A 19705-nucleotide genomic window follows, 5' to 3' on the forward strand; every position below is an offset into this window, starting at 1 on the left:
GAAGGCCGGCGGCAGCGATGCCGCCGGCCTTTCGTCATCCGGCGCCCTGCTCCGCCGCCCGCTCGACGCGCTCGACCGTTGCGCCGGCGGTGAGCCCATGGACGAGGGTGGAGAGGAGGATGGTGAGGGCGATCGCCGCCCACAAGGGACCTTCGTTGACCAGGTTGAGGTGGGCGGTCGCGAAGCCGAGATAGTAGATCGAGCCAATGCCGCGAACGCCGTAGAAAGCAACGACGAAGCGCTCGCGTCCGCGAAGGGCGGTTCCCCACAGGCTCCACCACCCCGCCAGCGGACGAATGGCGAAGACCAGGGCGAAGGCGATCAGCCCATGGCGCCAGTCGAGCTCTCCCCAGAGCGAAGGAAGCACGCCGCCGATGAGCAGGAGCAGGATCGCGGTCAGAGCATGCTCGATCGCCTCGGTAAAGCCGTGCAGCCGGCCATGGAATTCGTGCTCCTCCTCGGCGCGGCGCAGGGCGAGGCCGGCCACGAATGCCGCGACGAAGCCATAGCCCTCGGCAAGCTCGGTGATGCCGTAGGAGACGAAGACCCCGGCCAGAGCGAGCACGCCGGCGGACGTGGCGGCGAGCGCGTTGCGCCGCGGGATCGCGAACAGGATCTTGCCGAGCAGCCAGCCGATCGCCGCGCCGCAGGCGACGCCGGCGATCACCCGGTAGAGCACATCCCGCAGGATCCACTCGCCGGCCATACCGCCGAGGCTGGTGCCTTCGGCCCCGACGATCAGGCCTAGATAGACGAAGGGGAAGGCAAGGCCGTCGTTCAGCCCTGCCTCGGTGGTCAGGGTGAAGCGGACCGGATGCTCCCCGCCCTCGGTCGGCGGGCCGACCTGGACGTCCCCGGCGAGCACGGGGTCAGTGGGTGAAAGCACCGCGCCGAGCAGCAGGGCCCCGGCCAGCGTCATCCCCGCGAGCCAATAGCCGAGGCAGCCGACGGCGAGGATGGTGAGCGGCATGGCGATCAGGAGCAGCCGCAGCGTCGGCTGCCAGCGGCGATAGCTGGTCAGATCGTCGATCCGAATGCCGGTGCCGAACAAAGCGACGATGATGGTGAGCTCGCTCAGCCGCTCCCACAGCCGGGGCGTCGTCCTTGGATCGAGCGTCTCGCGCAGGTCGGGGAGCAGGCTGAAGAGAAGGGCCCCGCAGAGGATCAGCAAGGCCGAGGCGGCGGGCTCGCGCCCCGAGAAGAAGCGCGGAAGCCAGTGCGCAACGATGATCCCGGCGCCGAGGCCGGCCATCAGGAGGTGCTGGCTTTCGAGCCCGAAGAAGGGCGCGTCGGCCACGTTCAATAGCGGTCCAGCAGACGCTCGACGCTGTCGTCGGCCGTGCCCGCCTTGCCCGGCACCTGCCCGACCTCGCGCTCGAGCGCGGCGCGGATATTCTCGATCTGCTGGTCGGTGAGATGCTCGATGCCGATGAATTGCTCGCGCGCCTTGTCGAGGGCGCGCAGCATCTCGTCGAGCTTCGCCTGCATCGCGGCCGCGTCGCGATTCTGGCTGTTCTGGATCAGGAACACCATCAGGAAGGTGACGATCGTGGTGGCCGTGTTGATGACCAGCTGCCAGACGGCGGAATAATGGAAGAGCGGTCCGCTGACCGCCCAGCCGAGGATCATCAGAACGGCAAGAACGAAGGTCAGCGGCTGGCCCGACGCGGTGGCGATCCGCGTTGCGACGGCGGTAAACAGGCGGTCCATAGAGCCTCGTGCGGGACGTGAGGTGACTTAACCTGTGTTGCCCCGCGCCGTTCCCTCCGGCGCGGGGCCGCCGCATCCTCAGTGCGCGAGGCTGGTATCGACCTCGCGCGTCGGCCGGGGCGCGAGCCAGATCACCGTCGCCGCCGCGGCGAAGACCAGCGCCGCCAGCGTGAACATCTGGCCGGTGGCGATCGCATAGGCCTCCTGATCGACGAGCTGGCTGACGACCAGCCGGGCCTGATCGGCCGAGAAGCCGTTGCCCTGCAGCCGCTCGATGGCCGCGGCGGCGCCGTTCATCGTCCCGGCGAGCACGCTGCGCACGCCTTGGGCGTCGTCATACCACATGGTCGTGACGATCGCCGTCGCGACCGCGCCGGAGAGCGTCCGCAGGAAGTTCATCACGCCGGCGGCCGACGCGGTCTCCTCCACCTCCACCGCCCCAAGCGCGAGCGTGGTGAGCGGGATGAAGAAGAAGGGCATGCCGGCCCCCTGGATCAGCTGCGGCAGGGCGAGGGTCCAGAAATCGGCGCCGCTGGTCCACCACAGGGTGCGGATCAGCGAGGTGGCGCCGAGCCAGAGGATGCCGAACGACACCAGCAGCCGCGGGTCGACGCGGGCGGAGAGCTTGGCGACGACCGGCGCCATCAGCACTGCGGCGACGCCGTTGAAGGCGGTCGCATAGCCTGCCCATGTGGCCGTATAGCCGAGCGCGGACTGCAGCCATTGCGGGATGACGACGAGGCTGGCGAAGAAGGTGCCGTAGGCGAAGACCAAAGCGGCGACGCTGACGGTGAAGCCGCGGTGGCGGAACACCTTGAGATCGACCACCGGCTGCTCCTCGGTGAGCTCCCAGATCAGGAAGACCGCGAAACCGATCGCGGCGACGATCCCCAGCGTCACGATCATCGACGAGCCGAACCAGTCATGCTCGCGGCCGAGATCGAGCATCAGCTGCAGCGCGCCGATCCAGAGGACGAGAAGCAGCAGGCCCATGCGGTCGATCGGCACGCGCTCGACCAGGGTCTCCGCCTTGCGCAGCACGATGATCGCGCTGACCGAGCACAGGATCGCGATCGGGATGTTGATGAAGAAGATCCAGTGCCAGCCCCAGGAATCGCTGATCGTGCCGCCGAGGATCGGCCCGAGGATCGGGGCGGTGACCGTGGTCATCGCCCACAGCCCCATCATCATCGCGTGCTTCTCCTTCGGGGCGATGCGCAGCAGCAGGGTCTGGCTGAGCGGCATCAGGGGCCCGCCGCACAGGCCCTGGCCGATCCGGAAGGCGACCAGCGCCTCCAGGGTCGGCGCGGTGCCGCACAGGAAGGAGAAGATCCCGAAGCCGATCATGCCGCCGGCGAAGACGCGCACCGTGCCGAAGCGCCGGGCGAGCCAGCCGGTGAGCGGCACGCAGATCGCCTCCGCCACGGCGTAAGAGGTGATCACCCACGTGCCCTCGCTCGACGAGATGCCGAGGCCGCCGGCGATATGCGCGACCGACACGTTGGCGATCGTCGTATCGAGCACGACCATGAAATTGGTGAACGCCAGCACGAAGCAGGCGATCATCAGGGTGCCGCCGCGCAGCGGCGCCGGCTCCTTCGCTCCGGGATGCATCGTCGCTCCTCCTTCAGCTCTTCGAGACGTCGATCTCGGCTTCCATCGAGAGGCCGACGCGCAGCGGGTTCTTCCTGAGATCGGCCGGATCGAGCGCGATCCGCACCGGCAGGCGCTGGACGACCTTGATCCAGTTGCCGGTCGCGTTCTGGGCCGGGATCAGGGCGAAGGCCGAGCCGGTGCCGCCGGAGAAGCCGATGACGCGGCCGCGATAGACGACGTCCGAGCCATAGAGGTCGGAGACCAGCCGGACCGGCTGCCCCACCCGGACCCGGCTGAGCTGTCCCTCCTTGAAATTGGCATCGACATAGGCCGTGCCGATCGGGACGATCGTCATTGTCGCCGCGCCCGCGGCAATGCGCTGGCCAACCTGGACCTGCCGGTTGGTCACCACTCCGTCGATCGGCGCGCGCACCACGGTGCGGGCGAGATCGAGCTTCGCCTGCGCGAGCCGCGCTTTCGCCGCCGCCACTTCGGGGTTGGTGTCGACCGGTCCCTGCACCAGGGCCTGGTTGGCCGCCCAGCTCTGGCGCGCGGCGCCGCGGGTCGCCGCCGCCTGGCGGACGGCGGCCCGGGCGAGAGCGAAATTGCCCTGCGCCGCACTATAGGCGCTCTGCGCCGTCGTCAGCTCCTCGCCCGAGATGGCGCCGCTTTCGGCGAGCGCGCGGCGGCGCCCGAAATCGGCCGAGGCCTTGCGCAGATTGGCCTGCGCGACGGCGAGCTGCGCCTGCGCCTGGCCGATGTCCGCGTCGCGCGCGTCGATCTGGGCGGCCAGCGATCCGCCGGTCGCCCGCGTCTGGGCGAACTGATGCCTTGCCTTCACCAAATCCGCTTCGGCGCGCGCGACCGCCAGCCGGGCATCGGCATCGTCGAGGCGCAGCAGCACGTCGCCGCGTTTCACCGCCTGGGTGTTGACCACCGGCACCTCGGCGACGGCCCCGGCGACGAGCGGCGTCACCTGCGCCGAATCCGCGTTCACATAAGCGTTGTCGGTCGCGACATGATCGCCGTCGGCGAGCATGAACCAGCCGACGAAGGCCAGCTTCACGCCGAGCGCGAGGCCGGCGAGCAGCTTCGCCCGCTTACTCCTGAGCCGCTTCGGTGCCGGGGGCGCGATGTGGACCTCGGCCTGAATCTTCGGATGCTTGAAGTCGATCGGATCTACGTCAGCCATTTCTTGTCTCCCTGGATGTGATGGATGTCAGGATGCGGTGAAGCCGCCGCCGAGCGCGCGGACGAGCGCGACGTCGAGGACGAAGGCGCGGGACTCGAGATCGGCGAGCTGGATGCGGGCCTGAACGAGCCCCTCCTCGGCCGAGAGGACGTCCAGATAGGCGGACAGACCACCTTCGTAGCGGCGGCGGGCGAGGCCGCTCGCTTCCTCGAAGGCGGCGACCGTCCGGCGGGATTCCGTTAGCCTTGTGGCCAGCATCTTCTGGCTGGCGAGGGCATCGGCGGTCTCGCGCAGCGCCGCCACGACCCGCGCATCGTAGAGCGCGACCGCTTCGTCATACTGGCCGCGGCGTCCGCGATAGTTGCCGGAGAGCGCGCCGCCGTGGAAGATCGGCAGGCTGATCGCCGGACCGGCGCTCGCAGTGAAGGAATCGCCCGACAGCAGGCTGCCGAGGCCGAGCGACTGCAGGCCGACGAGCGCCGAGAGATTGATGTCCGGATAGAAAGCGGCGCGCGCCTCCTTGATGCGGCTCCCCGCCGCCTCGACCCGGGCGCGCGCGGCCGCGATGTCGGGCCTGCGGCCGATCAGCGCGATCGACGCATCGGCGGGAACGCCTTCCGGGTGCAGCGCGGCGACGAGAGGGCGGGCGATCCGGAGGCCGCGATCGGGACCGGCGCCGAGCAGGGCGGCGAGGGCGTTGCGGGTCAGCGCCAGCGCCTCGTCGGTCGCGGCGAGATCGCCGCGCGCCTGCGGGACCCGCGCCTCCGCCTGCTTGAGATCGGCGCGGGTGCCGAGCCCGTTCGCAACCCGCCGCTCGACGAGACCGAGCGTCTGGGTGCGAAGCGCGAGGATCGTCTCCAGCGCGTCCCGCTGGGCGTGGAGCGCGGCGAGATCGGCATAAGTCGAGGCGATCGCAGTGGCGAGCGCCAGCCGCGCCTCGGCGAAGTCGTAGCCGGCCGCTTCCGCGTCCGAGGTGGCGGCGGCGAGGGCGGCGCGGTTCTTGCCCCAGAGATCGAGATCGAACGAGAAGGAGAGGGCGACACTGCCGACATCCTGCCAGCCATGCGGCGCGAGCGGTGCGGGAAGACCCTGGTTCTCGCTCTGGCGGACGATCTCCACGCTCGCACCGGCGTCGATCGTCGGCTGCAGCGCGGCGCCGGCGCGCTGGGCGAAGCCCTGCGCGGTGCGCAGCCGCGCCGCGGCGGCGGTAAGATCCGGGGAGGCGGCGAGGGCCTCGTCGATCAGGGCGACGAGCTGCGGATCGCGATAGTCCGACCACCAGCGCTCGCCCGGCCACTCACGTGCCGACGGCGCGAGCGACCGCGTCGTCTCATACGCGCCTGGAGCGTTGGGCACGGGCTTTGGCCCGAGATTGGGCACGCTGGCGCAGGCGGAAGCGAGCAGCAACGGCAGCAGCAATGGGGCGCGGCTCAGCCGCGCCGCCCGAAAGCGGATCATGGGTCTCTCCAGATGTCGTGGAACGCAGCTAAACTGTACAGTACGGTTTAAATATGATTCGGAGACTTGTCAACGGTAAACCGTACAGCCATGTACAGCTTTGAACGTGGAGGCGGTGTCGATGCGCGTGAGGACAGAGGCCAAGAGGCAGGAGATCGTCGCAGTCGCGGCCGAGCTGTTTCAGGAGCTCGGCTACGATCGCACCTCGATGGCGGCAATCTCGCAGCGGCTCGGTGGTTCGAAGGCGACGCTCTACGGCTATTTCAAGTCGAAGGAGGAACTGCTGCTCGCGGTCCTCGACTATGACATCACCGAGGGCGCCGACGCGCTGATGCACGCGATGCTGGCGGCACCATCATTCCGCGACGGATTGATCCTGCTGGGCAGCGGTTATCTCGCGCGGCGGCTGTCGGCCGGGCCGATCTCCCACGTGCGCCTGGTCTCGAACCAGCCAGAGGAAAGCGGCATCGGCAAGACATTCTACGAGAACATCCTGCAGCGCGCCTGGGAACGCCTGTCGAACCGCTTCGGGACGCTGATGGACGACGGGGTGCTGCGCCGCGCGGATCCCTGGGTCGCCGCGATGCAGTGGAAGGGTCTGGTCGAGCTGGACCTGTTCGATCGACGCCTGCTCGGCGCGATTTCCGAGCCCGATGCCGACGAGCTGCGGCAGGCAGCCGTCCTCGCCGCCGACGCCTTCCTGCAGCTCTACGGCACACCCGCGGCCCTGGCGCCCCGCTCGCCTGCGCTCGTCCCGTCCGCGGCGGGCGAAGAGTCGCGTCCGCGGGCCGAGGCGCGCCGCGCCTGAGCCGCCTGCCGCCTCAGAAACGCTGGCGCAGGGTGACGCCGTAGGTTCGGGGCTGGCCGATGTTGAAGCCCAGGCGGGCGCGGCCGCCGCGTTCCCGGTCGAACGAGAGCAGGGCGTTCTCGTCGAACAGATTGTTCACGTAGGCGATCACTTCCAGGCCGCTCCCCCATTCCAGTCCGGCGCTGAGGTTGACCAGCTCGTAGCTCGGCAGCTGGAGGTTGATCACCGTCCCCTCGTTGCCGGTGGCTCCGCCGAACGGCAGGCCGGAGACGAAGGTGCGGGGATTGTTCTCCTGATCGCTGGGCTGGGTGTAGCGGTTGCCGACATGCTGCACCGAGGCGGAGAAGGTCGCCCGCGTTCCCGAGGTGTCGATCGGCGTCGAGTAGGTGGCGCTGGCCGCAATCTGGAATTTGGGCACCGAGGGCAGGCGATTGTCCTCGCGGATGCCGCCGACGACGCCCCCGCCGGACGTGACGGTCGAGTCGAACTGCGCCTCGAGGACGCTGCCCGCGATCGAAAGATCGAGGCCTTCGAACGGCGAGGCCGACATCTCGAACTCGACGCCCATGGTATGCGCCTTGGGCACGTTGAACACGATCCGCGACGAGCAGGAGCCCGCGTCGAGCGTCACCTGCAGGTTCTTGATGTCGGTGTAGAAAGCGGCGGCGTTGAAGTTGATGCCGCCGAGAGCGCCCTTGATGCCGCCCTCGTAGTTCCACAAGGTTTCGTCGCCATAGGATTGGAAGCTGCCGAAGGTCGCGGCGTCTTCCGGCGTGCACAGCGGAATGTTGAGCGGATCGTTGACCCCTCCGAGGCGGAAGCCCTTGGAGGCCTGGAGGTTGATCCGGATGTCGTCGGTCGCCTCGACGCTGAGCAGCACGCGCGGCGAGAAGCCGTCCGACCTGGTCTCGTCGGTGCGGTCATCCCCGTTGGAGAACAGGCCGCCGGACGTGAAGCGCCTTTGCTCCTTGAAATCGTAATAGCGGCCGCCGGCGGTGAGCTCGAACCGCCCGAAATCATAAGTCGCCTCTCCGAACACGGCTTTCTGCTCGATGTCGTAGGGAAGGTCCGAGTTGTACGGCGAGTCCGCAGGGAAGCCGTTCGCCACGGCGGCGGAGGTCCCCGCGCCGAGGGTCGCGTCGGTGAACGCGTCATAGCCCGGCGTCGGGAGCCGCTGGTGGTAGAAACGATCGACGTTGGAATAGAAAGCACCGATCAGCCAGTTGAGCGGACCGTCGCCGTCGGACGAGAGGCGCACTTCCTGGCTGAACTGCTCGAGATCGGTGCTGTCCCGCAGGTTCGACGGCAGCAGCACGGCCGCGGTCGGGAAGCCGAGATCGACCGAGACGCTGCCGGTGAGCGCGCTGGCGTCGCGGCTGGCGAGGATGTGCCGGTCGATATAGCTCGTCACCGTGGTGAGGGTGACCGCGCCCAGGTCGGCGCTCGCGGTCAGATCCGCGATGAAGGTCTGATCGCGGAACTTCTCGGACAGCAGCAGATGCTGCTCGCGCTCGCGAAGCTGCACCGGGGGCCGTGAAGTCGTGAACGGATTGGCGAACAGGTTGTAGACCTCCTCGCGATTATAGCCGTTCGCCTGAGTGACCTGGTAGACCAGCCGGGGCGTGATCCGGATATCGGGGGCAGGCTCGAACAGCAAAGCGAGACGGCCGCCGGTGCGAAAGCCGGTGTTGACGTCCTCGTCCACCCCGGCGCCCTCGCGACGGGCGTTGACGAAGCCGCCGTAGCGCGTGTGGTAGAAGACGGCGCGCGCGGCGACGCCCGAGGCGAGCGGGCCGTTGACGGCGACCTTGATGTGTCCGCCGAGGCTGTCGCCGTCGACCAGGTTGGCATTCGCCTCGGCCAGAGCCTCGAAGGCGCTCGGGTCCGGCTGGTTGGTGATGTAGCGGATCGTGCCGCCGACCGAGCCGGAGCCGAACAGGGTTCCCTGCGGTCCGCGCAGCGTCTCGACCCGGTTGAGATCGAACAGGTCGAGATCCGGCGTGAACAGCGAGAGCGAGATCACCGACTCGTCGAGATAGACGCCGACCTGCTCCTTCACGCCGGGCTGGTCGCGCACGATCTGGCCGGCGGATACGCCGCGGACCGAGACCTGGCTCTGGCCGGGCCCGAGGTTCTGCACGGCGAGCCCGGCGACGTTGCGCGAGAGATCCTCAATGGTGGTGGCGCCCGAGCGCTGGATGTCCTCTTCCGTCTGCGCGTTGATCGAGAAAGGCACTTCGAGCAGGGTCTGCGCGCGCTTGGTGGCAGTGACGATGATCTCCTGCTCGTCGGCTGAGGTGCCGCCGGTCTCGGTCTGCGCGCGGGCAGGCGCGGCGGCGAGGGTCAGCGCGAGCGCGGACGCGGCGAAGAGAAAACGAGCTTGGAAGCGCACATACGGAAGACGAGTCATCGCAGGCCTCCTTGTTGCTGTCCCGTAACATGATCCTTTCGGCACGATGTGGCAAAGCAAAGCCGACATCTGCGGACAGAAAGATCCCGATTGTAGTAGACGGGTGACAGTCTTCCTCGTGTCGATCGAGGTTGACGCGGCCCTTTGCAAGGTCAATCCTTGCCCGGATCAGTCCGGAATGGTGCGTTCATGGCGGAATTAAGTCGCCGAACGATACTGAAAACCGCCGTGGCCGGCGGAGCCGCGGTGGTCGGCGCGCCCAGCCTCGCTGCCGGCGACCCTCAGGCCGTCATCGTCGGGGCGGGCGTGTTCGGTACCTGGACGGCCATCCATCTTCAGCGGGCCGGGTGGAAGGTCCTGCTCGTCGATGCCTGGGGACCGGCGCATGCCCGCGCATCGTCCGGGGGAGAGAGCCGGATGACGAGGGCGAGCTATGGGGCCGACGAAATCTATTCGCGGATGGCGCGGGATTCCCTGCCCGAATGGCGGGCGCTCTCCGCCCGCGCCGAGCTGCCGCTGTTCCACGCGGTGGGCGTGCTGTTCCTGTTCGGCGCGATGGATGCTTATGTGCGCAATACGATCGAGGTGCATCGCCGTCTCGGCCTCGCCACGCGCCTGTTCGAGCGGGCCGAGATCGGTCGCCGCTTCCCGCAGTTCGATCTCCATGGGGTGGAGCTGGGCCTGTTCGAACCCGCCTTCGGGGCGCTGATGGCCCGCCGGGCGGTGCAGACGCTGGTGAGCGAGTTCGTCGCGGCCGGTGGAGCGTACCGCCAGGCCCGAATTCTTCCGCCGACCGGCCACGCGGGCCCGCTCGAGCGGCTGGCGCTCGCCGGCGGGGAGACGCTGAGCGCCGACCGTTTCGTCTTCGCCTGCGGGCCGTGGCTGGCGAAGCTGTTCCCGGCCTTGCTCGGCCGGCGCATCTTTCCCACCCGCCAGGAGGTCTTCTTTCTCGCGCCGCCGGCCGGCGACCGCAGCTTCTCACCGGCAGCCTTCCCGGGGTGGGCGGACTTCAACGACGGCGATATCTTCTACGGCTTCCCCGACCTCGAGGGCCGCGGCGTCAAGATCGCGCACGACCGCCACGGTCCGCCGATCGATCCGGACATCGTCGACCGGCTGCCCTCCGCCGAAGCGCTCGCGGAGGCGCGCGACTATGCCGCCCGCCGCTTCCCGGCCCTCGCGGGCGCGCGGCTGAACGAGTCGCGGGTCTGCCAATATGAAAACAGCGCCAATGGCGATCTGCTGATCGATTGGCATCCGGACCATCCGGACACGCTCCTGGTCGGGGCGGGCTCGGGTCATGGCTTCAAGCACGGGCCTGCCGTCGGCGCCTGCGCGGCACGCCTCCTGCTCGATCGAGACGCCCGCCCCGAGCCGCGCTTCGCCATGGCCGCCAAGGCCGAGCGCCAGGACAGGCGGGTTCATTGAGGAGGCCTACGTAGATTTGCTGCGGTGCAACATATGCACTTGTTCGGCGAAAGCTTGCATTTGCGCTTCGATGGGCAAGCGGCGAGAGGGGCGTTCGATCCCTGTTTTCCCGAGGAAATTGTAATGCTTACGCTTTTCGTTCTCGCGCTGCGCGCCGCCACCGGACGTCTCTCTGCCGACAGCCTCGGCGTGCCGCTCGTCTAAGCCGTCCGGATATCCGCTGCCGCCGCCGCGCGGCGGCGGCTCAGGCGAGCCCCGGTTCCGCCAGAACCGGTTGATCGCGGTGCACCAGCGCCGCCCCCCGCCAGACTTCGATGGTTCGCCCACGGGCATGGCGCCGCGCATAAGCCAGCGCGCCCTCGTCGTTGAAGAACCCCTTCTCCTCCACGCTCGGCCGTTCGCCGCCAGCCTCGAACAACACCCTGTACAGCGGCATCGTCGATCACTCCCTGTCGACTCGCCGGGCGAGGCTGCGCCTGCGCCGCGGCGGAGTCCAGACTCGACGTCACGGCGTCACCGCGCGCCGCGCAACCCTTGTCGCGCGGGCTTGCGCCCCGGGGCGGGCGGGCTATTCACGGCCTCGGTTCCGCCAGAAGGAGAGTAAGATGCGTCGCGCCTTCATCGCCCTGATGCTCGCCACTGCCGCCTGCACCGCCGCCGAGCAGCCGCCCGCCGCCTCCGCCTCGGCCGCTTCGCATAGCGACGCCTACGATCTCGCTGCGCAGCGCGCCAAGATCGCGCCGGTCGCCATGACGCCGAACACCGCCTTCCTCAATGCGGAGGAGAAGGAGGTCGTGAACCTCCTGATCCAGGCCGCCGAACTGATGAACCCGATCTATCTACGCCAGCGTTCGGTCGAGAACCCGACGATCCGCGCCGAGATCGAGCGCAGCGACGATCCCCGCCGCGCGCAGCTGCTCGACATGTTCGATCTTCACTTCGGCCCCTGGGACACGCTCGCCGAAAACCACCCGTTCTTCGGGGACGCGCCGCCGCCGGAGGGCGCCGGATTCTACCCACGCGACCTCAGCAAGGAGGCGTTCGACGCCTATCTCGCCGCGCACCCCGACCAGAAGGACGCGCTCACCTCGCCATATACGGTCGTGCGACGGCAGGGGGAGCGGCTGGTCGCCATCCCCTACAGCGTCGAGTATCGCGAGTGGCTCGAGCCTGCCGCCCGGCTGCTCGAGCGGGCCGCCGGCCGGACGTCCAATGCCAGCCTCAGGAAGTTCCTGACGCTTCGGGCCCAGGCGTTCCGCACCAACGATTATTATCCTTCGGAGCTCGCCTGGATGGACGTCAGCGGCACGCCGATCGAGGTCGTGATCGGGCCGTACGAAGTCTATACGGACACGCTCTACGGCCAGAAGACCGCCTTCGAGGCTTTCGTCACCGTCCAGGATCCGCAGGAGAGCGCCGCGCTCGCCAAGTACAAGCAGCTCCTGCCGGACATGGAGCGCAACCTGCCGGTCGAGGAAAGCTTCAAGAACTTCAACCGACCGTTCACCTCTCCGATCCTGGTCGCCGACCAGGTCCATGGCGGCGGCGACAACGTGCCGGGCGTCCAGACGATCGCGTTCAACCTGCCGAACGATGAAAGGGTGCGTGAGCAGAAGGGGGCGAAGAAGGTGATCCTGGCCAACGTGCTGGGCGCGAAATACGATCGCATCCTCGCGCCGATGGCCGAATTCGTGCTGGTGCCGGAGCAGGCGCGGCTGGTCTCCAGGAAATATATGGAGAACGAGACCCTGTTCCACGAGCTGTCGCACAGCCTCGGGCCGGGCACGATCAGCGTCGGCGGGCGCCAGACCACCGTCAATGCGGAGCTGAAGGACGTCTATTCCGCGAGCGAGGAAGCCAAGGCCGACGTGATGGGCGTCTGGAACATCCTCTACATGATGCAGCGCGGCGAGCTTCCCGCGGCGGAGCGCGAGCAGGCGCTCGCCACCTACGTCGCGGGGATCTTCCGCGCGGTTCGTTTCGGCACCGATGAGGCGCACGGCCGCGGCGCGGCGATGCAATATTCCTATCTGCGCGACAAGGGCGGCTTCGCCTGGGACGCCGCCGCCAGGCGGTTCCGGGTCGATTATCCGAAACTGGAGGCGGGGCTGCGCGATCTGGTGGCGGAACTGGTCCATCTCCAGGGGCGCGGCGATTATGCGGGGACCAAGGCTTTCTTCGAGCGTTATGCGCAGCTCGACGGCCATGCCCGGACGGTTCTCGCCGCGACGGCGCACATCCCGACCGACATCCAGCCGGATTATCCCGAGCGTATCTGACGGCGCATCGCGCGTGCGGCGACGGGAGGGAGGTTTCCGCCGAAATGGACGGACCCCGCACGCGAGCCGAACGTTGCGGGGAGAGAACGGCTTGCTGCGTCGGGGATCGGGCCGGCCGTTCCGCAGTCGAGAAACTTCAGGGAGCACGGAATGGACTATCAGGCGCTGGTCGACGATGTCCGCAGCGACGTTCACGCATATCGCGGCTCGGGCAAGGTCGCATCCTACATCCCCGCGCTGGCCCAGTCCGACCCGCATGATTTCGGGATCGCGATCGCTCTGGCCGACGGTACCACCTACATCTCCGGCGACGGCGACACGCCCTTCTCGATCCAGAGCATCTCCTACGTCTTCAGCCTTGGCCTGGCGCTGCATCACGTCAAGTCGGCGCTATGGAACCACGTCGGGCGGGAGCCGGCCGGTTCTCCGGTCAATTCGATCATCCAGCTCGAGATCGAGAAGGGAAAACCGCGCAATCCGCTGACCAGCTCGGGAGCGCTGGTCGTCTGCGACCAGCTGATCGGCAAGCGCGGAATCGAGGAGACCTGCGAGGAGTTGCTCGCCTTCCTGCGCGAACGCGGCGATGCGGCGGACATTGCGATCGATGAGCGGATCGCCATGTCGGAGAGCCGCGCCGGCGCGTTCAACCGCAGCCTCGCCCATTTCATCGCGGCCTTCGGCAATTTGCGCAACGCGCCGGAGGACGTGCTCTCGGTCTATTATCGGCAATGTTCGATCGCGATGACCTGCCGGCAGCTCGCCCGGGCAGCGCTGTTCCTCGCGTTCGACGGCACCGATCCGGCCAAGGGGGACGTGGTCTGCACGCCGTCCCGCGCCCGCCGGATCAACGCGCTGATGCTGACCAGCGGTCACTACGACAATAGCGGCGATTTCGCCTTCCGCGTCGGCCTGCCCGGCAAGAGCTCGGTCAGCGGCGGTATCCTCGCCATCGTGCCGCGCACCGGGGTGGTCTGCGTCTGGTCTCCGGGGCTCAACGAGGCGGGTACATCCCTGGTCGGAGCGGTCGCGCTGGAGCGGCTGGTCGAGCGCACGGGGTGGTCAATCTTCGTTTGATCACAGTAGCTTGTTGGCTGATGCTTAATCCTTGTTAATGCTATAGCAAGGAACGTCAACGCGGCGTGAAACGTTCTCCGGGAACAACAATCCGCCTTGTGCCAAAGGGCGGTCCGGGAGACCCTGAGTGACATCGCCCCTGCTTTCGCCCTTCGCGACCGCCTTCGCGGCCCGAATCCCGGCCTCGGTGGCGGCGCTCCCGTTCCTGTTCGTGCGTCCCGAAGCCGCCGACGACGAGGAATGGCGGGTCCGCACCGCGCTGGCCACCGCGGCCGCGGCAGAGCGCGCGGATGAGACGCGGCGCAACACGCGGGGGCGCCTTGCCTATCTGCTCTGCGAACTCGGCTTCCAGCTCGGCCGCCGCGGCAGCGATCGCGACGCGGAGCTGCCGCTGCCGCGCCAGGAGCTCGCCCGGACGCTCGACGTCTCACTGTCCAAGGTGAAGCGGATCCTCGCCCTGCTGACGCTCTCGCAGGTGATCGCCACCGATGGCGCGAAGATGCGGATCCTCGACTGGAAGAGGCTGTGCGGCGTCGCGCAATACGATCCCGCCCGGCTCGAGATGACGGATGACGACGAGTGGCCGGCGGAGCCGGTGCGGGAGGAGACCGAGGCGCCCCGCCTGACCGCCGCCGGCGATCCCGCCTGCTTCGTGTAGATCCTCCCCGCAAGTGGGGGAGGATCAGTGCGCGCTGGGATCGTCGTGGCTGTGCGGCGCCGGCTCGATGGGCTGCTCGGTGAAGCCTTCGAGGCCGGTCAGCTCTTCGGCGTCGCGCGCGATCTCGACCGGGCTGGCCGCGTAAAGGACGGTCAGCTCGGCGATCGACTTCAGCGCGTGGATGTGGATCCGCTCATAGGAGTGGCTGGCGTCGATGCCGAAGGTAATCAGGGCGGTGCGCACGTCGGCGCCGCCTTCCAGCGCCGAGGCGCTGTCCGATCGATAGTAGCGGAACACGTCGCGCTGGTAGCGGATGTCGTGGTCCTCGCAGAGCCGGATGAGCTTGCGGGTGAGGTGATAGTCGAAGGGGCCCACCTGGTCCGCCATGCCGATGGTCACGCCGAACTCGGCGCTGTTCTGGCCGGGCGCCGTGGTGCCGTTGTCGATCGACACCATGGCGACGACGTTGTCGAGCAGCACCGCGGAGGCGCCGGAGCCGACCTCCTCGGTGATCGTGAAGATGAAGTGGATGTCGACGGGGACGCGGACCTTGCCGTCGACCATCGCCTTGAGCGCGGCCAGCATCGCCGCGCAGCCCGCCTTGTCGTCGAGATGGCGCGAGACGATGTAGCCATTGTCCATGAACTCGGTGCCGGGGTCGATCGACACGAAGTCGCCGATCTGGATGCCGAGCGCCTCGACGCTCTGACGATCGGTGCAGTCGGCGTCGATCCGCACCTCGACGTGCCGCCAGCCGACCGGCTGGGTGTCGATCTCCTCGTTGAACGTATGCCCCGAGGCCTTGAGCGGCAGGATGGTGCCGTGGAAGCTGCCCTGCTCGGAAAGGATCGTGCAGCGAGTCGTCTCCGCCGAGCGAGCGGACCAGGTTCCGATCGGCACCAGCTCGAGCCGCCCGTTGTCCTTGATCATCTTCACGGTGGCGCCGAGCGTGTCGAGGTGTGCGACAATCGCGCGGGCGCCTTCGACCTCGCGGCCGCGATAGAGCGCCAGGATCGCCCCCCGACGCGTCACGGAATAGGGAATGCCGAGCCGCTCCAGCTCCTCGCAGACCAGGCGCACGATCGTGTCCGTATAGCCGGTGGGGCTTGGCACGGCGAGCAGCCGCTCGAGCTGCGCCTTCAGATAGTCGCAATCGACGTCAGGCCGCGGCATCGGCCCTCCTCGCATCGCGGGCGGCCGCAGGCATGCTCAGCGGGAACAGCAGATCGATGAAGCGCTCGGCCGTCGGCTGCGGCTCGTGGTTGGCGAGCCCGGGCCGCTCGTTGGCCTCGATGAAGACATAGTCCGGCTGGGTGGGATTGGGCACGATGAAGTCGACTCCGACGACGGGGATGTCGATCGCGCGGGCGACGCGGATCGCCGCTTCGACGAGGCGCGGGTGGACGAGAGCGGTGACGTCGTGGATCGTGCCCCCGGTGTGGAGGTTCGCGGCCTTGCGCACCGCGAAGCCCGCGCCCTCGGCCGGCACGTCGTCCAGCGTATAGCCCGCCCTGGCGACGCAACGCTCGGTCTCGGCGTCGAGCGGGATCTTCGATTCCCCGCCAGTCGCTGCGGCGCGGCGGCGCGACTGGCGCTCGATCAGCTGGCGCACCGTGTCGCGGCCGTTTCCGACCACTTCGGTGGGCCGCCGGATCGCGGCGGCGACGAGCTTGTAGCCGATCACGACCAGGCGAAGATCCTCGCCCTTGTGGAAGCTCTCGACCAGCACCCGATCGCTGTGCTGCCGGGCGATGGCGATCGCCTGCTCGACGCTCTCGATCGTGTCGAGATCGACGGCGACGCCGCGGCCCTGCTCGCCGCGGGCCGGCTTGACGACGAGCGAGCCGTGCTTCTCCAGCATCGCCCGCACGGCCGCCATGTCCTCCGCGCCGATCTCGTCGGGAACGGCGACGCCGGCCGCCTCGACGATCCGCCGCGTCATCGCCTTGTCGTCGCAGATCGACAGGGCGACGGCCGTGGTCAGCTCCGACAGCGACTCCCGGCAGCGGATCTTGCGGCCGCCGGAGCGCAGCTCGAACAATCCGCCCTCGGCATCGACGACGTCGACGCCGATGCCGCGGCGGCGCGCCTCGTTGATGATGATCCGGGCGTAGGGGTTCATCGCCTTGGCCGGATCGTGGCCGGCGAACAGCCGCTCGTTGATCGTGTTGCGCCGCTTCACGGCGAACACTGGCAGGCGGTGGAAGCCAAGCTTCTCGTAGAGCGCGATGGCGCCCTTGTTGTCGTGGAGCACGGAGAGATCCATGTAGGCGGCGCCTCGGGCGATATAATGCTCCGCCAGCCAGCGGATCAGCGCCTCGCCGACGCCGGGGTGCGGCGTCTGCGGATCGACCGCCAGCGTCCAGAGCGACGAGCCTTTCTCCGGATCGTCATAAGCGCAGACATGGTCGATTCCGGTCACCGTGCCGATGATCGCGCCCGTCTCCGCGTCCTCGGCCACGAAATAGGTCAGCAGCCGGCCGTCCTCGTGATGCTGTTCGAAGAATTCGGGCCGCACCTCGATCATCCGGTGCAGCGAATAGAGCCGGTTGACGCCGTCGACGTCGGTGTCGGGGACGAGCCGCCGCACGAAAAAGCCCGACGGACGGCGATCGGCGGTGCGATAGGTCGCGAGGTTCAGCCGGAAGGTGTGCGAGGGATCGAGGAACAATTCGGTGGGTGCCGCCGCCAGGATGACATGCGGTTCGGTCACGTACATCGCGATGTCGCGCTGCTCCGGACCCTCGGCGCGGATCTCGGACAACAGGTGATCCACGTCCTCGAACGTGTGCGCGAAGAGGATCCGCCCCCAGCCGCAATCGGCGAGCGCGTTCAGCCGCGGCTGGGCGCCGTGCGGGTTCTTGAGGAACGGGAAGAGCGCGCCGCGCGCCCGGCCATGATCGATCCTGCTGGCCATCAGCCGACACCGTGCGTCTGCAGCCAGAGCTCGAGCAGGCCGACCTGCCACAGCTCGGACCCGCGAAGCGGCGTGATGTGCCCGGTCGGATCGTCGAACAGCATGTCGAGATAATCCGGCGAGAACAGCCCGCGTTCCCTCGCCGGCGCGGCCGACAGCGCATCGCGGACGAGCTCCAGGTAGGGGCCGTCGATATATTTCAGCGCCGGCACCGGGAAATAGCCCTTCGGCCGGTCGATCACCTCGGACGGGATCACCCGGCGGGCGACCTCCTTCAGGATGCCCTTGCCGCCGCCGGCCAGCTTCAGATCGGAAGGAATGCGGGCGGCGAGCTCGGCGAGATCGTGATCGAGGAACGGCACCCGCGCTTCCAGCCCCCACGCCATCGTCATGTTGTCGACGCGCTTCACCGGATCGTCGACCAGCATGACGGTGGAATCGAGCCGCAGCGCCTTGGCGACGGGATCCGCGGCGCCCGGTTGGTCGAAATGGCGGCGGACGAACTCGAGCGGCGCGGTGCCGCCGTTGCGCCACTCGGCGCCGAGATGGCGGTTGAGTGTCGCCGCATCCCGATCGAAGAAGGCCGAGGCATAGGTCGCGACCGGATCGTTGGCGCCGGCCAGCGGCGGGTACCAGTGATAACCGGCGAAGATTTCGTCCGCGCCCTGGCCCGACTGGACGACCTTGATGTGCTTCGCCACCTCGCGGGACAGGAGGTAGAAGCCGATATTGTCATAGCTGACCATCGGCTCGGCCATCGCCTCGATCGCGCCGGGAAGCTCGCGCAGCAGATCGTCCGACGGCACGAACAACTTGTGGTGATCGGTGCCGTAATGGCGGGCGATCAGGTCCGAATAGACGAACTCGTCGCCTTTCTCGCCATGCGCCGCCTCGAAGCCGATCGAGAAGGTGGAGAGGCCGTGCTGGCCCATCTCCGCGAGCAGCCCGACGATCAGGCTGGAGTCGACGCCGCCCGAGAGGAGGACGCCCACCGGCACGTCGGCGACCATCCGCCGCTCCACGGCGGTGCGCAGCGCGTCGAGCAGCAGCTCCTGCCATTCGCCTTCGCTCCGCCCCGCGTCCTCGCCCTCCTGGCTGAAGGGCGGAGCCCAATAGCCTCGATCGGTGAAGCTGCCGTCCTCCTCGTAGACGCGGACGGTCGCCGGCGGCAGCTTGCGCACGCCCTTCAAGATGGTGAGGGGCGGGGGCACGACGGCGTGCCAGCTCATGTAGAAATGCAGCGCCTCGCGATCGATCGAGGTATCCAGATCGCCGGCGGCGACGATGCCGGGCAAAGTCGAGGCGAAGCGCAGCCGTTCCGGGGTCTGCGCGTAATAGAGCGGCTTGATGCCGAAGCGGTCCCTGGCGAGGGCGACGCGGCCGCTCTCGCGCTCGTGGATCGCAAATGCAAACATGCCCTTGAAGCGCTCGACGCAGCGCCATCCCCACGCGTGCCAGGCCTTGAGGATCACCTCCGTGTCGCCGCCGGAGAAGAAGCGGTAGCCGAGCGCCTCCAGCTCCTCGCGCAGCGGCTGGTAATTGTAGATGCAGCCGTTGAAGACCAGGTCGAGCCCGAGCTCGGGATCGACCATCGGCTGCGCCGAGCGCTGCGAGAGATCGATGATCTTCAGCCGCTGGTGGCCGAAGCCGACGCGGCCGCGCATCAGCTGGCCGCAGGAATCGGGCCCGCGGCGTGCCTGGCTTCTCATCATCGTGGCGACCGCGGCGGCATCGGCGATACCGGAGCGGAAACGGACTTCACCGGCGATGCCGCACATCAGGCGGCTGCCTTTTCGAAAGCGTTCTGGATCATTCTTCCCGGAAGGAACGTGGCAAGGATTGTCGGCCCAACGGGGCTTGGGCCGAAACGATCCACCGCCTTGATGCAGGTTGGTTCATTCGCGTCGCACGAACCGGCGGCTCCTCACGATGGCGATCCCGCGCCGAGGGTTCAGCCCAAGGACAGGTTCCTGTCGATAGAGTCCAAGGCCCTTTTCGCTCGTTCCAAGTGTATGATCCGCAAGCATTGAGGAAATGGGCAGGGTTTAAGTGGCGGTAAAGGGGGAACGTGTCTCAGTCCATTCTGGACTCATATCCCGTCGGATTAGCCGGAACATCTGCCAGCGTACCGCTTGTCGATTGCTCGACGGTGGTCCACTATTATCCGGCACGCAA

Annotated in this window: 17 protein-coding genes; 7 read left to right on the top strand and 10 right to left on the bottom strand. The window is 68.0% G+C overall.

What is annotated here, in order from left to right:
- Positions 1 to 34: 34 nt before the first annotated feature.
- From E2493_RS05885 to E2493_RS05905, 5 genes are all read right to left on the bottom strand, one after another.
- Positions 35 to 1297, bottom strand: a complete 1263-nt coding sequence (locus tag E2493_RS05885; protein WP_225421170.1) for a cation:proton antiporter — start codon at positions 1295 to 1297, stop codon at positions 35 to 37.
- Positions 1298 to 1299: 2 nt separating this feature from the next.
- The gene (locus E2493_RS05890) at positions 1300 to 1710 is read right to left on the bottom strand and encodes a low affinity iron permease family protein (protein ID WP_135084702.1); all 411 of its coding nucleotides are present in this window, start codon (positions 1708 to 1710) and stop codon (positions 1300 to 1302) included.
- Between the two features lie 78 nt (positions 1711 to 1788).
- The gene (locus E2493_RS05895; protein ID WP_135084704.1) at positions 1789 to 3324 is read right to left on the bottom strand and encodes a DHA2 family efflux MFS transporter permease subunit; all 1536 of its coding nucleotides are present in this window, start codon (positions 3322 to 3324) and stop codon (positions 1789 to 1791) included.
- A 13-nt stretch (positions 3325 to 3337) separates the two neighbouring features.
- Positions 3338 to 4498, bottom strand: coding sequence for an HlyD family secretion protein (locus E2493_RS05900; protein WP_135084706.1), 1161 nt, complete (start codon positions 4496 to 4498; stop codon positions 3338 to 3340).
- Between the two features lie 27 nt (positions 4499 to 4525).
- Positions 4526 to 5956: an efflux transporter outer membrane subunit gene (locus E2493_RS05905; protein ID WP_135084707.1), complete on the bottom strand. Its 1431-nt coding sequence runs from the start codon at positions 5954 to 5956 to the stop codon at positions 4526 to 4528.
- Between the two features lie 121 nt (positions 5957 to 6077).
- Between E2493_RS05905 and E2493_RS21085 the strand changes: the two genes are divergently transcribed.
- Positions 6078 to 6764, top strand: coding sequence for a TetR/AcrR family transcriptional regulator (locus E2493_RS21085; protein WP_167737399.1), 687 nt, complete (start codon positions 6078 to 6080; stop codon positions 6762 to 6764).
- A 13-nt stretch (positions 6765 to 6777) separates the two neighbouring features.
- Here E2493_RS21085 and E2493_RS05915 read toward each other — a convergent pair whose 3' ends face one another.
- The gene (locus tag E2493_RS05915; protein WP_135084709.1) at positions 6778 to 9174 is read right to left on the bottom strand and encodes a TonB-dependent receptor; all 2397 of its coding nucleotides are present in this window, start codon (positions 9172 to 9174) and stop codon (positions 6778 to 6780) included.
- A gap of 228 nt (positions 9175 to 9402) precedes the next feature.
- Here E2493_RS05915 and E2493_RS05920 point away from each other — a divergent pair, with 228 nt between their 5' ends.
- Complete coding sequence (locus E2493_RS05920) at positions 9403 to 10602, top strand: FAD-dependent oxidoreductase (RefSeq protein ID WP_167737400.1); 1200 nt, start codon at positions 9403 to 9405, stop codon at positions 10600 to 10602.
- A gap of 33 nt (positions 10603 to 10635) precedes the next feature.
- Positions 10636 to 10806 carry a hypothetical protein gene (locus E2493_RS21705; RefSeq protein WP_225421171.1) on the top strand — a complete coding sequence of 57 codons (171 nt, stop codon included), beginning with the start codon at positions 10636 to 10638 and terminating at the stop codon, positions 10804 to 10806.
- A gap of 40 nt (positions 10807 to 10846) precedes the next feature.
- On the opposite strand, the gene E2493_RS05925 is transcribed toward E2493_RS21705, so the two are convergent.
- On the bottom strand, positions 10847 to 11038 hold the full coding sequence (locus E2493_RS05925; protein ID WP_135084713.1) for a hypothetical protein: 192 nt from the start codon (positions 11036 to 11038) through the stop codon (positions 10847 to 10849).
- A 169-nt stretch (positions 11039 to 11207) separates the two neighbouring features.
- Between E2493_RS05925 and E2493_RS05930 the strand changes: the two genes are divergently transcribed.
- From E2493_RS05930 to E2493_RS05940, 3 genes are all read left to right on the top strand, one after another.
- Entirely contained in the window at positions 11208 to 12881 is a 1674-nt protein-coding gene (locus E2493_RS05930; RefSeq protein ID WP_135084715.1) for a dipeptidyl-peptidase 3 family protein, read from the top strand.
- 150 nt (positions 12882 to 13031) lie between these two features.
- Complete coding sequence (locus E2493_RS05935) at positions 13032 to 13955, top strand: glutaminase (RefSeq protein WP_135084717.1); 924 nt, start codon at positions 13032 to 13034, stop codon at positions 13953 to 13955.
- A 127-nt stretch (positions 13956 to 14082) separates the two neighbouring features.
- On the top strand, positions 14083 to 14613 hold the full coding sequence (locus E2493_RS05940) for a helix-turn-helix domain-containing protein (protein ID WP_135084719.1): 531 nt from the start codon (positions 14083 to 14085) through the stop codon (positions 14611 to 14613).
- Positions 14614 to 14637: 24 nt separating this feature from the next.
- Here E2493_RS05940 and E2493_RS05945 read toward each other — a convergent pair whose 3' ends face one another.
- The 3 genes from E2493_RS05945 to E2493_RS05955 are packed head-to-tail and all read right to left on the bottom strand — an operon-like array spanning position 14638 to position 19269.
- Positions 14638 to 15786 carry an osmoprotectant NAGGN system M42 family peptidase gene (locus tag E2493_RS05945; RefSeq protein WP_135084721.1) on the bottom strand — a complete coding sequence of 383 codons (1149 nt, stop codon included), beginning with the start codon at positions 15784 to 15786 and terminating at the stop codon, positions 14638 to 14640.
- Positions 15773 to 17530, bottom strand: a complete 1758-nt coding sequence (gene ngg, locus E2493_RS05950; RefSeq protein ID WP_135084723.1) for an N-acetylglutaminylglutamine synthetase — start codon at positions 17528 to 17530, stop codon at positions 15773 to 15775. The genes E2493_RS05945 and ngg overlap by 14 nt, the downstream gene beginning before the upstream one ends.
- On the bottom strand, positions 17530 to 19269 hold the full coding sequence (locus tag E2493_RS05955) for an N-acetylglutaminylglutamine amidotransferase (protein ID WP_225421183.1): 1740 nt from the start codon (positions 19267 to 19269) through the stop codon (positions 17530 to 17532). Before E2493_RS05955 ends, ngg begins: the two co-directional genes overlap by 1 nt.
- On the opposite strand from E2493_RS05955, the gene E2493_RS21710 reads away from it, so the two are divergent.
- Positions 19168 to 19560: a hypothetical protein gene (locus E2493_RS21710; protein WP_225421187.1), complete on the top strand. Its 393-nt coding sequence runs from the start codon at positions 19168 to 19170 to the stop codon at positions 19558 to 19560. The two genes, E2493_RS05955 and E2493_RS21710, sit on opposite strands and share 102 nt — an antisense overlap.
- Positions 19561 to 19705: the final 145 nt, after the last annotated feature.

Origin of the sequence: Sphingomonas parva (ex Maeng et al. 2020), from assembly GCF_004564275.1 — a bacterium.
Taxonomy (GTDB): domain Bacteria; phylum Pseudomonadota; class Alphaproteobacteria; order Sphingomonadales; family Sphingomonadaceae; genus Allosphingosinicella; species Allosphingosinicella parva.